The 12,963-nt window shown below is 66.1% G+C and carries 12 protein-coding genes; 4 read left to right on the top strand and 8 right to left on the bottom strand.

Annotated elements, in window-relative coordinates:
- Positions 1 to 5: 5 nt before the first annotated feature.
- The gene (locus tag AC0KVN_RS15835; RefSeq protein WP_483656205.1) at positions 6 to 242 is read right to left on the bottom strand and encodes a hypothetical protein; all 237 of its coding nucleotides are present in this window, start codon (positions 240 to 242) and stop codon (positions 6 to 8) included.
- 213 nt (positions 243 to 455) lie between these two features.
- Here AC0KVN_RS15835 and prfB point away from each other — a divergent pair, with 213 nt between their 5' ends.
- Both prfB and AC0KVN_RS15825 read left to right on the top strand, forming a co-directional pair.
- Complete coding sequence (gene prfB / locus AC0KVN_RS15830; protein WP_004210053.1) at positions 456 to 1,583, top strand: peptide chain release factor 2; 1,128 nt, start codon at positions 456 to 458, stop codon at positions 1,581 to 1,583.
- A complete protein-coding gene (locus tag AC0KVN_RS15825; RefSeq protein ID WP_279728165.1) occupies positions 1,583 to 2,302 on the top strand; it encodes a class I SAM-dependent methyltransferase in 720 nt (239 codons plus the stop codon). The genes prfB and AC0KVN_RS15825 overlap by 1 nt, the downstream gene beginning before the upstream one ends.
- A 471-nt stretch (positions 2,303 to 2,773) precedes the next feature.
- On the opposite strand, the gene AC0KVN_RS15820 is transcribed toward AC0KVN_RS15825, so the two are convergent.
- From AC0KVN_RS15820 to AC0KVN_RS15790, 7 genes are all read right to left on the bottom strand, one after another.
- Positions 2,774 to 3,058 carry a hypothetical protein gene (locus tag AC0KVN_RS15820; RefSeq protein ID WP_374549694.1) on the bottom strand — a complete coding sequence of 95 codons (285 nt, stop codon included), beginning with the start codon at positions 3,056 to 3,058 and terminating at the stop codon, positions 2,774 to 2,776.
- 63 nt (positions 3,059 to 3,121) lie between these two features.
- Positions 3,122 to 3,640: a sterol desaturase family protein gene (locus AC0KVN_RS15815; protein ID WP_435567252.1), complete on the bottom strand. Its 519-nt coding sequence runs from the start codon at positions 3,638 to 3,640 to the stop codon at positions 3,122 to 3,124.
- A gap of 115 nt (positions 3,641 to 3,755) precedes the next feature.
- Positions 3,756 to 4,496 carry a TorF family putative porin gene (locus AC0KVN_RS15810; protein WP_010336908.1) on the bottom strand — a complete coding sequence of 247 codons (741 nt, stop codon included), beginning with the start codon at positions 4,494 to 4,496 and terminating at the stop codon, positions 3,756 to 3,758.
- A gap of 270 nt (positions 4,497 to 4,766) precedes the next feature.
- A complete protein-coding gene (locus AC0KVN_RS15805) occupies positions 4,767 to 6,062 on the bottom strand; it encodes a mechanosensitive ion channel family protein (protein ID WP_435567251.1) in 1,296 nt (431 codons plus the stop codon).
- Complete coding sequence (gene metC / locus AC0KVN_RS15800; RefSeq protein WP_435567250.1) at positions 6,059 to 7,267, bottom strand: cystathionine beta-lyase; 1,209 nt, start codon at positions 7,265 to 7,267, stop codon at positions 6,059 to 6,061. The genes AC0KVN_RS15805 and metC overlap by 4 nt, the downstream gene beginning before the upstream one ends.
- Positions 7,264 to 8,112 carry a 3-mercaptopyruvate sulfurtransferase gene (gene sseA / locus AC0KVN_RS15795; RefSeq protein ID WP_435567249.1) on the bottom strand — a complete coding sequence of 283 codons (849 nt, stop codon included), beginning with the start codon at positions 8,110 to 8,112 and terminating at the stop codon, positions 7,264 to 7,266. The genes metC and sseA overlap by 4 nt, the downstream gene beginning before the upstream one ends.
- A 66-nt stretch (positions 8,113 to 8,178) precedes the next feature.
- Positions 8,179 to 9,486, bottom strand: coding sequence for a hypothetical protein (locus tag AC0KVN_RS15790; protein ID WP_435567248.1), 1,308 nt, complete (start codon positions 9,484 to 9,486; stop codon positions 8,179 to 8,181).
- A 109-nt stretch (positions 9,487 to 9,595) separates the two neighbouring features.
- Here AC0KVN_RS15790 and queF point away from each other — a divergent pair, with 109 nt between their 5' ends.
- Both queF and AC0KVN_RS15780 read left to right on the top strand, forming a co-directional pair.
- On the top strand, positions 9,596 to 10,048 hold the full coding sequence (gene queF / locus AC0KVN_RS15785; protein ID WP_004210067.1) for a preQ(1) synthase: 453 nt from the start codon (positions 9,596 to 9,598) through the stop codon (positions 10,046 to 10,048).
- A 251-nt stretch (positions 10,049 to 10,299) separates the two neighbouring features.
- Complete coding sequence (locus AC0KVN_RS15780) at positions 10,300 to 12,948, top strand: M1 family metallopeptidase (RefSeq protein WP_435567247.1); 2,649 nt, start codon at positions 10,300 to 10,302, stop codon at positions 12,946 to 12,948.
- Positions 12,949 to 12,963 lie beyond the last annotated feature (15 nt).

Here is a 12,963-nt window from a genome sequence, read left to right as displayed (position 1 = left end):
CGGCACTACCCGCCCGCTGCCGCCTCCTCCTGCGCCCAGTTGGACATAATCCGACGGTTCTTCGAGGTGTCCAGCTGTTCGCAGCCATAGCGCCGCAGCCGCAGGTGCAACTGGGCCATCGCCGGCCGGTGTCGTCGTCGCGCCGCTGCCCACCAACGCACGGCGTCGAGCAGGATATAGAGGGTGGCCGGGCTGTGCGTCGCCGGCATGGGCGTGGTCGGGTTCATGGGATCGCCTTTCATGGAAAAAGGTTTTCCCCCTTGATGCGCCGCCCTCGCGTGGGGCGGTCTGCGCCATTGGGCTAAGATGCGATTATGTCCCCCAGATTTCGGACCTTTGCCGCGCCGGCCCTCCGGCGGATTGATCTTCCCAAAAAGCCCGGCCTGGGATAGGGGCAGGCGTTTGATGCGTTCGGGTAGCTGACGCTGGACGCCACGAGATTCTGGAGACCTCCCATGCGCGCCGAAGCGCAGCAATATATCGACCGTATCGACGCCGCGCTGGACCTGCTGCGCCGCTTCCTCGACTGGGACCGTGCGCTGCGCCGGCTGGACGAGCTGAATGCCCGCGTCGAGGATCCGACCCTGTGGGACAATGCCAAGCTGGCGCAGGAGGTGATGCGCGAGCGCACCCGTCTCGACAGCGCGATCGGCGCCACCCGCGCGATCGAGGCTGAAAAGACCGACAATGCCGAACTGATCGAAATGGCCGAGGCCGAAGGCGATGAGGATATGGTCTCCGAAGCCATCGCCGCGCTGAAGGCGCTGGCCGAGCGCGCCGACGAGGACAAGATCAAGGCGCTGCTGGCGGGCGAAGCCGATGCCAGCGACACCTATCTGGAAATCCACGCCGGCGCCGGCGGCACCGAAAGCCAGGACTGGGCCGAAATCCTCAGCCGCATGTATCGCCGCTGGGCCGAACGGCGCGGCTATAAGGTGGAACTGGTCGATTATCAGGCGGGCGAAACCGCCGGCATCAAGTCGGCTACCTTCCTCATCAAGGGCGAAAATGCCTATGGCTATGCCAAGACCGAAAGCGGCGTCCACCGCCTGGTCCGCATCAGCCCCTATGACAGCGCCGCGCGTCGCCACACCAGCTTCTCGTCGGTCTGGGTCTATCCGGTGATCGACGACAATATCGATATCGAGGTCAAGGAGAGCGACCTCAAGATCGACACCTATCGCGCATCGGGTGCGGGTGGTCAGCACGTTAATACCACCGACTCCGCGGTCCGCATCACCCACGTCCCCTCGGGCATCATCGTCGCGTCGCAGAATGACCGCTCGCAGCACAAGAACCGCGCCACCGCGATGAACATGCTGAAGGCCCGCCTGTATGAGGCGGAACTGCGCAAGCGCGAGGAAGCCGCGTCGACCGACTATGCCGCCAAGACCGAGATCGGCTGGGGTCACCAGATCCGCTCCTATGTGCTCCAGCCCTATCAGCTGGTGAAGGATCTGCGCACCGGCGTCACCTCGACCGCCCCCGACGATGTGCTCGATGGCGCGCTCGATCCGTTCATGGCCGCTGCCCTGTCGCAGAAGGTCACGGGCGAGAAGGTCGACGTGGAGGATGTCGACTGATGATCCGCATGGTGCTGGCGGGGCCGTTGCTCCTGCTGGCAGCCTGCGGGCCGCTGGCAGGCGGCAACCAGTCGGAACGCGCGGCCGGCGCCGCGTCCTTCCCCCGCGCCGACCGGCCGGTGGCGCCGATCGTGTCGACCCGCTGGTCGAGCGAGGAAGCGCGCGACCGGGTCAATGAGGCGGAAGATATCATGGACCGGGCCGGCATCCGGCCGGGCATGACCATCGCCGATATCGGTGCTGGCGAGGGCTATTATACCGTCCGCCTGGCCAAGCGCGTCGGCGTCAAGGGCCGGGTGCTGGCCGAGGATATATTGCCCGAGGTGATCGATGCGCTCAGCCGTCGCATCACCCGCGAAAACTGGACCAATGTCAGCGTGAAGCTGGGCGCGCCGGAAGATCCCAAGCTGCCCGAAAACAGCTTCGACCGCATCTTCATGGTCCATATGTATCATGAGATAGCCGAACCCTATGCGTTCCTGTGGCACCTCAGCCCGGCGCTCAAGGCCGATGGCGAACTGATCGTGGTCGATGCCGATCGGCCGACCGACCAGCATGGCACGCCCCGCCGCCTGCTCACCTGCGAACTGGCGGCGATGGGCTTCCGGCTGGAGGAGATGATCGCCAAGCCGACCGCCGGTGGCTATATGGCCCGCTTCCGCCGCAGCACCGCCCGCCCCGATCCGTCCAGCATCGTCCCTTGCGCGCTGCGCGGCTAGGGGCCTGCCCAGTCCGGTTCGCGACGCGACAGTTTCATGTCCGCCGAAGTTCACACCGTTATCGGGGTGATTCACCCTATTTGCGCCAGATATGCGCCTGCCGCGCGCCGGTGGCGCGCCTGTAACGCGACAGCCGGGCAGAACGCGACGCGTCGCTGACGCGCGCCCGAAGCGACAGTGACGCGACAAGGGTGCGCCAGTCAGGCGCTGGCCAGCCATTGGCGGGATGTCGCGCATGGATTGGCGGGCACTCTCGTCCATGGACAAGGGTGGAGCAGAGAATGACCGAATAGGAAAGGGCGGCTGACGACAGTCTCCCGTCATTGCTTCGCTACGCTCGCAATGACGATCTTCGGCTTTGACAACTGACGACTAACGCCGGTCGCAAATTCCTCCTTGCAGGGGAGGATGGTCTGGAAGCGACAATTCTTTGTCATTCCGTAGGCCTTGTAGTACCCACCAAGGCTTAATTTATGCAGGCTTGCGGGTGTAGATTAGCGCTCCGCTTATCAGGTCCGTAACCGTGCCGACCTCAGTAGAGTAAAAGGAATATTTTCCTCCATCACTCACCAAGCCTATACCTCCAATGTCTGCGTAGTGATCCCATTCAGCATCTGAGTGAAGGTCGGTGATTTCTAAGGACGTCACCTTCATCGGTTCTTTGTTCACAGTGGTGACCAATGTCCGCTGGCCGTTCCGAGCAAGCAGCATATCGACAAGTTGTTCCTCAGACATAGGATAATCAGCGGCCATCATATCACATCATAATCCATACCCGTTTATTTGGCTACCTCCGCCATCTACCGATGTCGCGCGGATCTAGTCCCGCGTGCCGGGCTGCCAATCCCTTGCGGCGCGCACGCCGGCCCGGCCGCGCCGCGCCAGTTCGCGTTTCAGGTCCGTGGGATGGGGCGCGATCAGGAAGCCGAAGCTGACGGTCCCTTCCTTGGTTTCGACCGCATGGTGCAGCCGATGCGCCTGGACGATCCGCTTCATGTAGCGCGAGCGGGCGACATAGCGGTGGCGCACCCGCTGGTGGACGATGATGTCGTGGAAGCCGAGATAGATGGCGCCATAGGCGGCGACGCCGGCGCCCACGGCCGTCGCCCAATTGCCCCAGCCCCATTGCACCCCACCCAGCAGCAGCAGGATGGAGGGCATGGCGAAGATCACGAAATAGAGGTCGTTGGCCTCGAAGAAGCCGGTGCGGGGGCGGTGGTGGCTCGCATGGAGGAACCAGCCCGGCCCATGCATCACCCAGCGGTGCATCACATAGGCAAAGCCCTCCATCAGCGCGATCGTGACGACGAAGAGCAGCAGGAGGGTGATCGGAGGCATCGGCGCCTTATAGGCAGCGGCGCGGGCCAAGGCGACCCGTAAACACCGCATATGGCAAAGGGCCGCGATCTCCCCTGGAGAGCGCGGCCCTGTTCATCCCCGAAGGGAAGGCGGATCAGAAGGAAGCGGTGAGCGAGCCGACCACGCCGGCCTTGCTGATATTGTGGCCCGCCGACGAATAGAGCGACTTGTCGGTATCGACATAGGATACGCCGAAGGTCAGGTGACCCCAGGTGTAGGTCGCGCCGATATTCCAGTCGGTATATTCCTTGCCGATGGTCAGGTAGCTGGGGCCGAAGCTGTGGCCCAGATGCGCCGACACGCCCAGCGGGGTGTTGGGGATCGAGGCCGAGACGTCGCCGGCGAGGTAGAGATTGTCTTCCTTGCCATTGCCGACGGTCAGCGCCTTCGCCTTGGGGGCGTAGTTGGCGGTCAGCTTGGCGGTGGCGGGGCCGAACGTGCCCTTGATCGAGGCATAGGGCTCGACGAAGTCGGTGTTCGCACCGGCATTGCCCGGATAGTAATAATAGAGGACGCCGACGTCGATTGTCGCGCCGCCGACCGTGGTCGAATAGCCGCCGATCAGGTCGAGTTCCTGGTCCGAGCCGTTGGCGACATATTCGTCGATCGAGCTGCCCCAGGTCGAGACATAGAAGCCCGATTCATGGGTGACGGTGATGCCGCCCTGCAGCGCGAACTTCTTGTTGGTCTGTGAAATGCCGCGGAAGCGATAGTCGCTGACGACGGCGGCATTGCCGGTGACGGTCACCGCGGGAGCGGGCTCATCCTGGGCCATGGCGGGTGCCGACAGCGCAACAAGAGCGAAGGCCGAGAGGCCGAGAATGGACTTACGCATGATAATCCCCTTGATGGTTCTGCGATCGTCCCGCCTGCGTCCAGGCGCCTGCCTCTATGCTTCCCCAGGGGAAGTGGGCCAGCTTGCCTCAACAAGTTTGGCCATGCCTGCGCGCGCCGCGGCGCACAAGATATTATTGCTGTTTCATGTCTTTTACGTCTTTTATTGTTGCTACTACGCAACAAGGCGCGCGGCTGCGTTCGCCGGATGCCTGGTGTATCTACATGATAAAGCGTGATTTATCGGATATTCGCGCGCGGTTGCGGTCGCTCAGGACGGGGAATGATCCGAAATGTTGGGCTCATTCATTGCTAGATCATGTCTATCCTGCGGCTGCCGTAATTCGATGATCTGGCGCGGATAGGGGACGATGATGCCCTGGGCCTTGAACTTGTCCAGCACCCGCATCAGCACGTCGGAGGTTACCCCGCCCACGCCATTTTCCGGATCGTTGATCCAGACGCGGATCTCATGCTCCAGCCGATATTGGCCGAGCGCGGTCAGCCATACCTTGGGCTCGGGATGCTTGAGCGCGCGCGGGCTTTCCTTGGCCGCTTCCAGCATCAGGTGCTGGGCCAGCGCGATGTCGCTGTCATTGCTGATCCCCACCGGGATGCGGACGCGGATATTGCGGTCGGAATAGGACCAGTTCTCCACCTCCTGCGTCATCAGATTTTCGTTGGGGATGAGATGCTTCTTGCCGTCGCGGGTGATGATCGACACGGCGCGCACGCCGATCTTGCTGACCCAGCCGAAACTGTCGCCGACCGCGATCACGTCGCCCGGTTTGATCGACCGGTCCATCAGCAGGATGATGCCGGCGATCAGATTGCCGACCGTCTTCTGCAGGCCGAAGCCGACCGCCAGGCCCAGCGCCCCGGAAAAGACGGTGAAGGCGGTGAGGTCGATGCCCAATATGTCGATGCCGATGAAGAAGGCGGCGATGATGACGGCGATCCCGGCCAGCTTCTGGCCCAGCAACTTCTGGGTCGGGTCGAGATCGGGCGCCTTCTGGATGCTGCGCCGGATCAGCCGGTTGGCAAGGCGGATACCGGCAAGCAGCGCGACCAATGTCGCCGCAACCGACAATAGGTCGAGCAGGCTGATCCGCCGCTTGCCGAGCGTCAGCGCGACATCATCGAGCATCGACCCGACCGGCGCGATGCCGCCGCTGCTGCCCGATATCACCATGACGAACAGTAGCAGGGCGAGCGGGGTAATCGCCCAGCGCGGGAAGCTGAGCGCCTGCAACAGATGCAGCGCGAACAGGGCGACGGCAAAGGCGAGCGCGGCGCCCAGGATCAGATGGGCGATGCTGTCCGCCGGCCACAGCGCCAGCGCCGTCGCGAACAGCGGCGCGCTGATCGCATGGCGCAGCATCGGGCGGACATGGGTGGATGCCAGTTCGCTGAGGGCAGGCAGGCGCTCGCGGATGCGCGGGGCCAGCAGCCGCGCCAGACCATAGGCCATGGCATAGAGCAGCAGCGCGATGCCGACCGCGATCAGCGGCTGGGTGATGTCCGCATTGCCCGGCAGCCGGGCCAGCCATGCGGACAGCTGCGTCATCCGCGCGCTGCCCGGAAGCGGGCGAGACCGGCGTCAAGGTCGGCGATCAGGTCGGCGGGATCCTCCAGCCCGATCTGCAGCCGGATGACCGGGCCTTCCGCCTGCCATATGGTCGCGGTGCGATAGCGGGCCGGGTCGACCGGCAGGGCCAGGCTCTCGAACCCGCCCCAGCTATAGCCGATACCGAAATGGGCGAGCCCGTCGATCAGCGCGGCGCGGGCCGCCTCGTCCCCGCCCTGCAGCACGAAGCTGAACAGGCCGGTCGAGCCGCTGAAATCGCGCGCCCACAATTCATGGCCGGGGCAATCGGGCAGAGCGGGATGCAGCACGCGGGCGACATCGGGTTGGTCCTTCAGCCACTGCGCGATCGTGAGCGCGCTCGCCTGATGCTGGGCCAGACGGACGCCCAGGGTCCGCAGGCCGCGGCTGGCAAGCCAAGCATCGTCGGGGCTGGTCATCTGGCCGAACAGATAGGCGGACTGGCGGACCTTGGGGAACAGCGCCGGTGTGGCAGTGACCGACCCCATCATCACGTCGCTATGGCCGACAATATATTTGGTGCAGGCGAGGATCGCGATATCCACGCCATGGGCCAGCGCCGGGAAGAAGAGCGGCGTTGCCCAGGTATTGTCGAGCAGGGTGGTGATGCCGCGATCGCGCGCGATCGCGGTGATCGCCGGCACGTCCTGCACCTCGAAGGTCAGGCTGCCGGGGCATTCCAGGAAGATGGCGCGGGTGCGATCGGTCAGCAACTCGGCGATGCCGGCGCCGATGGTCGGATCATAATAGAGCGTCTCGACGCCGAAGGGTTTCAGCACCTGTTCGCAGAAATTGCGGGTCGGGTCATAGGCGCTGTCGACCATCAGCAACTGGTCGCCCGGCCGCAGTACGGCCATCAGCGCGCAGGCGATCGCCGCCACGCCCGAGGGGAAGAGCATCGTGCCCTCCGCGCCCGGCTCCATCTCGGTCAGCGCATCGGCCAGGCTCCAACTGGTCGGCGTGCCCTTGCGCCCGTAGAACAGCCGTTCATGCGTGCTGCTGCCCGCCGCCTTCCGCAGATGGGCGACATCGTCATAGAGGATGGTGGAAGCGCGCCACACGCCCGGACTGACGATCGCGCCGGGTTGTCCCGGCATGCCGGTCCAGTCGGCGCGGCGGCCGGCCTGCGCCAGCTTCGTCAGCGGCCTTCTGCTGTCCTCGCTCATGCGGCCGGCCCGGTCGCCTTGGGCGTGGCGGGATCGAACCCCCATTCCGACCAGCTGCCGTCATAGAGGCTGACGTCGCGCTTCCCGAGCGTTTCGAGCGCCGCGAGGATGATCGCGGCGGTCACGCCGCTGCCGCAGGTGGTGATGATCGGCCGGTCGAGATCGGTGCCGGCGTCGATCAGCAGGCGGCGCAGTTCCTCGCCTTGCTTCAGGCTGTTGTCGGCGGCGAAGAAGGCGGAGGAGGGGATGTTGCGGCTGCCGGGGATATGGCCCGACGCCATGCCGGGGCGCGGTTCGGCTTCGGCGCCGGTAAAGCGCCCTGCGCCGCGCGCGTCGAGCAACTGCGCCGTGCCGCTGTCGAGATTGGCGAGGATGTCCGCCTTGCTGCGCACCTGCGTCCGGTCGAGCCGGGCGACGGCGTTGCCCGGCGCGATGGCGGGCGTGCCGCTGTCGACCTGCCGACCTTCGGCGACCCATTTGGGCAGGCCGCCGTCCAGGATCGCAGCCGATGCGCCCAGGCCATAGACGCGCATCATCCACCAGCCGCGCGCCGCGCTGTGGGTCGGGCTGTTGTCATAGATGACGATGCGGCTGTCGGCGTTGACGCCCAGCGCCTGCATGCGCTGCGTCATCAGCGCGTCGGGCGGCAACTGGCCCGGCACCGGATCGGCGGGATCGCTGAGGCTCGGCAGGTCCATATAGGCGGCACCGGGAATATGGGCCGCGTCGAACTCCGCGCGCGGGTCGCGCGGCGTGCCGGGCAGGAACAGGCTGGCGTCGAGAATGACGAGATCGGGCTTGCCGATTTCGCCGGCCAGCCAGTCGGTGGAAACGAGAATGTCCATGCGGCCCCTTTTGCCTTGTCCGGCCGGCACTTTAGGAGCGCCTGGCCGGACAGGAAAGGGAAATGCTCAGGCCGGCGGCACTTCGGCGGCGGCGCGGGCGGCCGGCCGGCGATATTGGCGCGGCCCCTGGTCGAGGCGGAAGGGCGACAGGCGCTCGGCGGGCGGATCCTGTTCCTGGCCGACGATGAAGGCGCGACCGGTGCGGCCGGTGCCTTCGGGCGCTTCCTCATCCTCGCCCCAGCGATAATGGGCGTCGAAGGCGGCGATCGGCACCAGCAGTGCCCGCTCGCCCATCGTCACCGGCACGATCTCGTCCTGCGCCAGGCGCAGTTCGTTGGTCATGCGCACGGTTTCGCCCGGCGCGATCGAGACGATCGAATGCAGCGGCATGCCGGTCTCGCCACCGAAGAAATGGCGCAGCAACGCATCCTGCTGCGCGCCCGCATTGCCCAATATGCCGCGCACCATGATGTCGCGGGCCGGGCGATCGCCGCGATTGTGGAGCAGCAGCGTATAGCCGATGGTCACACCGATCAGCGAGGAGCGGGCGAGGCTGATGTCGAGGCCGAGGTCGATCCAGGGACGATCGCTGGCGTCGCTGGCCGGCGCAGATGCCGCGGGTTCGGGGGCTGGCGCTGGCGTGGGCGCCGGGATGGGCGCGGGAGCAGGCGGGGGCGGCGCGACGGGGGCCAGGGCTGGCCGGGGCGCGGCCGGGGGTGGCGCGCTCGCCGGCGCGGTGTCGACGTCCTCCGCCGCACGACGGCGCCGCATCAGCAGGAAGCCGGCGATCACCGCGAGCGCGGCGATGGCGGCGGCGATCCAGGGCCAGCTCAGCCCCTGCGCTTCGGTTTCCGGCGCGGGTTCTGCAGTGGTGACACTGTTGTCGGCCGTGACCGGCTCGGGCGCGGGCAGGACGGCCGGCGGCGGCGTTTCCACTGCGTTGGCGGCATTGTCCGGTTCCGCCACAGCGGGAGCCGGGCTGGGCTGCGCCGGCGTGGTGTCGCGCGCGGCCGGGTGTTCGGTGGGGGCGGGCGTGGGCGTCGCGCGCGCGTTGCGCGGTGTTTCGGTGCGCGTCGGCGCTGGCGTCGGTGCCGGGCGCTGCGAAGCAGGGGCAGTCGTGGTCGCTGGCGTGCGCTGGGTCGGCGCCGGCGTCACCGTGGGGGCGACGATCGGCGGCAGCGACGGAGTGGGCGTCGGGGTTGGCGTCGCCGTGCCCCGGAATACGTCGAGTTCCGGGCCTTGACGGCGCGGGTCATCGGCCGGCGGCGGCGGTGCGGCGCGCTGCAGATTGACGACCGGATCGCTGCCGGTGGCTTGCTGTGCCAGCACGGGTGTGACTGCCAGCAGCGGCAGGGCGGAAAGGAAGAAACGCATAGACCCCATGGCCCTGCCAAGGCAGAAATTTTGCTGAACGCCAGATGAACGGATGGCCTTGCGCGCCGGACCGATGACAAATTGCGTGTAATCGACTACATGCGCCCTCATGACCGATACCCCGCTCCATCTCGGCCGCGCCAGCACCCTGCCGCAGCGGCCCGAGGACGCCGTCCTCGACTATGTCCCCAATCCCCGTCCGGGCAAGCCCTATCTGGTGCGCTTCACGGCGCCCGAATTCACCTCGCTCTGCCCGGTGACCGGCCAGCCCGACTTCGCCCATCTGGTGATCGACTATGCGCCCGGCGCGACGATCGTCGAATCCAAGGCGCTCAAGCTGTTCCTGGGCAGCTTCCGCAACCATGCCGGCTTCCACGAGGATTGCACCGTCGGCATCGGCGAGCGGCTGTTCACCGAAATGCAGCCGATCTGGCTGCGCATCGGCGGCTACTGGTATCCGCGTGGCGGCATCCCGATCGACGTCTTCTGGCAGTCGGGCGAACCGCCCGCCGGCCTGTGGCTGCCGCCGCAGGACGTGCCGGGCTATCGCGGCCGCGGCTGAAGCATACGGCCGTTCGTTTCGAGCTTGTCGAGAAACAGAGGCGCTTGTCGCTTCTCGACCGGGCTCGAAGCGAACGGAACAGGACGCTGGTCCGCCTTCTTGTTGGACGAACGCACAACAGGCTTCGACCAACGACATTCTCTTGCGGATAGTTCACTTGACCCTCCGCGGGAAAGGGCCGATCCGGTTTGCATGTTGCGCGTGACTATGTCTCATTGCGCCATCCAAGCCGTATCGGAGTTGCTTCCCCCATGCCCTTGTCGAAAATCCTGCCGTTCCTGATGGCGGCCGCGCCGCTGGCGATCGCGGCGCCCGCGCTGGCCCAGACCGCGCCTGCCGGCCCCGCCGCCGGCGTCACCACCCAGCTGCCCCGTGGCGCCGCGCCCAGCCATTATGCGATCGAAGTGACGCCCGATGCGGCGAACCTCAAATTCACCGGCAAGGTGACGATCGACGTCAGCGTCGCCACCGCCATGCCGCGGCTGGTGCTGAATGCGGCCGACCTGACCGTCTCAAGCGTCACCCTGACCCCGGCCAAGGGCAAGGCGATCACCGGCACCGCCAAGGTGGATGCCGATGCCCAGACCGTCAGCCTTGACTTCGGCAAGCCGGTGCAGCCGGGCAGCTACAAGCTGACCATGGTCTATGCCGGCATCATCAACCAGCAGGCGAACGGCCTGTTCGCGCTCGACTATACCGACAATGCGGGCGCCGCGAAGCGCGCGCTCTTCACCCAGTTCGAGGCGCCCGACGCCCGCCGTTTCGTGCCGAGCTTCGACGAGCCGAGCTACAAGGCGACGTTCGACCTTTCCGCCGTGGTCCCGGCGGACCAGCTGGCGGTCGGCAACATGCCGGTCAAGGCGACCAAGGACATCGGCGGTGGCAAGAAGCTGGTGACGTTTGGCACCAGCCCGAAAATGTCCTCCTACCTGCTCTTCTTTGGCCTAGGCGAACTGGATCGCGCGACCAAGATGGCGGGCAATACCGAAGTCGGAGTCATCACCGGCCGGGGCAATACCGGCAAGGCGCAGCTGGCGCTCGATGCGTCGGCGGCGATCCTGCCTTATTATAACGATTATTTCGGCGTACCCTTCCCGCTGCCCAAGCTCGACAATGTCGCGGGCCCCGGCCAGAGCCAGTTCTTCAGCGCGATGGAGAATTGGGGCGCGATCTTCACATTCGAGCGCACCCTGCTGGTCGATCCGCGCTTCACCTCCGAAGAGACCAAGCGCGCCATCTATGAAGTGGCCGCGCATGAAATGGCGCATCAGTGGTTCGGCGATCTCGTCACCATGGCCTGGTGGGACGATCTCTGGCTGAACGAGGGTTTTGCGAGCTGGATGGCGACCAAGGTCACCGACAAGCTGAACCCGGAATGGGAAGCCCTGCTGTCGCGCGTCGATGGCCGCGAACGGGCGATGAGCCTCGACGCGCTCAAGACCACCCACCCGGTCGTGCAGAAGATCACCACCGTCGATCAGGTGAATCAGGCTTTCGACGCCATCACCTATCAGAAGGGTGAGGCGGTCATCACCATGCTCGAAGGCTATGCCGGCGAGGATGCGTGGAAGGCGGGCATCCAGTCCTACATGAAGAGCCACGCTTACGGGAACACCGTCACCGATGATCTGTGGAAGGCGGTCGAGGGCGCGGGCGCCAAGGGCCTGGTCAGCATCGCGCATGATTTCACCAGCCAGCCGGGTATCCCGCTGGTCAAGGTGGAGAGCGCCCAGTGCCAGGGCGGCAACACCGTCCTGACGCTGAGCCAGGGCGAATATAGCCGCGACGCCAAGGACAAGGCGCCACTCAAGTGGAATGTGCCGGTCAAGGCGCAGGTGCAGGGCGGCGAGCCGCAGCGCCTGATCCTGCAGGGCAATGGCCAGATCACGCTGCCGGGCTGTGGCGCCTATGTGATCAATGCGGGCCAGACCGGCTATTATCGCTCGCTCTATCCCGCCGCCAATATCCAGGCACTAGCCAAGGGCTTCAGCCAGCTCTCCAGCATGGACCAGACCGGCCTGATGGCGGACAATTTCCAGCTGGCGCTGGGCGGATACCAGCCGATCGGCCTGGCGCTCGACCTGGTCGACGCGGTGCCGGTCAATGGCAGCCCGGCCGTGCTGGCGGAAGTGCCCGGCTATTTGAAGAGCAGCTATGACATGCTGGAGGGCGATGCCGCCGCCCAGGCGAAGGTCGCGGCCTATGCCTCGGCCAAGCTGACCCCGGCGCTGACGGCCATCGGCTATGATGCCAAGGCCGGCGAAGGGCCGCAGGTGCCGGTGCTGCGCACCAGCCTGGTCGCGACGCTGGGCAGCATGGGCGACAAGGGCGTGGTGGCCGAGGCCAACCGCCGCTTCGCCGCGCTGGCGACCAACCCGGCCGCGCTCGACGGGCCGCTGCGCAATGTCTGGCTGGGCATCATCGCCCAGAATGCCGACCAGGCGACCTGGGACAAGCTGCGCGTGATGGCCAAGGGCGCGAAGAGCGACCTCGAAAAGAGCACGCTCTACGCGCTGCTCGGCAAGGCGAAGGACGAGAAGCTGGGGCAGCAGGCTCTGGATCTCGCCCTGACCGATGAGCCGGGCAAGACCACCAGCGCGGCGATCATCGGCCAGGTGGGCGTCGCCCATCCGATGCTGGCGGTCGACTATGTGCTGGCGCACAAGGCGCAATATGAGGCGCTGATCGACGTGTCGGCCCGCAGCCAGGCGCTGGCCCGTCTGGGCGGCGGATCGGCCGACCCGGCGATGGTGACCAAGCTGGACGCCTATGCGACCCAGTATCTGACGCCGGAATCGCGCAAGGTGGTCGATCGCTCGATCGCCGCGATCAAGACCCGGATCGAGACGCGTAGCCGCCTGAAGGCGCCGACCGCGGCCTGGTTCGCGGCGAAGAAGTAACGGCATCGGGCGGCG

It is taken from the genome of Sphingobium sp. SG1 (genome assembly GCF_057063145.1).
The sequence above is the reverse complement of the archived record's forward strand: the minus strand, read 5'-3'. Positions and strand labels throughout refer to the sequence as shown.

Excerpts from the sequence above, each read along its gene's own strand:
- AC0KVN_RS15810 (WP_010336908.1), bottom strand. The coding sequence starts at position 4,496 with ATGCGTAAGTCCATTCTCGGCCTCTCGGCCTTCGCTCTTGTTGCGCTG.
- sseA (WP_435567249.1), bottom strand. The coding sequence starts at position 8,112 with ATGGACATTCTCGTTTCCACCGACTGGCTGGCCGGCGAAATCGGCAAG.
- prfB (WP_004210053.1), top strand. The coding sequence starts at position 456 with ATGCGCGCCGAAGCGCAGCAATATATCGACCGTATCGACGCCGCGCTG.
- metC (WP_435567250.1), bottom strand. The coding sequence starts at position 7,267 with ATGAGCGAGGACAGCAGAAGGCCGCTGACGAAGCTGGCGCAGGCCGGC.
- AC0KVN_RS15790 (WP_435567248.1), bottom strand. The coding sequence starts at position 9,486 with ATGCGTTTCTTCCTTTCCGCCCTGCCGCTGCTGGCAGTCACACCCGTG.
- queF (WP_004210067.1), top strand. The coding sequence starts at position 9,596 with ATGACCGATACCCCGCTCCATCTCGGCCGCGCCAGCACCCTGCCGCAG.
- AC0KVN_RS15815 (WP_435567252.1), bottom strand. The coding sequence starts at position 3,640 with ATGCCTCCGATCACCCTCCTGCTGCTCTTCGTCGTCACGATCGCGCTG.
- AC0KVN_RS15780 (WP_435567247.1), top strand. The coding sequence starts at position 10,300 with ATGCCCTTGTCGAAAATCCTGCCGTTCCTGATGGCGGCCGCGCCGCTG.
- AC0KVN_RS15835 (WP_483656205.1), bottom strand. The coding sequence starts at position 242 with ATGAAAGGCGATCCCATGAACCCGACCACGCCCATGCCGGCGACGCAC.
- AC0KVN_RS15805 (WP_435567251.1), bottom strand. The coding sequence starts at position 6,062 with ATGACGCAGCTGTCCGCATGGCTGGCCCGGCTGCCGGGCAATGCGGAC.
- AC0KVN_RS15820 (WP_374549694.1), bottom strand. The coding sequence starts at position 3,058 with ATGATGGCCGCTGATTATCCTATGTCTGAGGAACAACTTGTCGATATG.
- AC0KVN_RS15825 (WP_279728165.1), top strand. The coding sequence starts at position 1,583 with ATGATCCGCATGGTGCTGGCGGGGCCGTTGCTCCTGCTGGCAGCCTGC.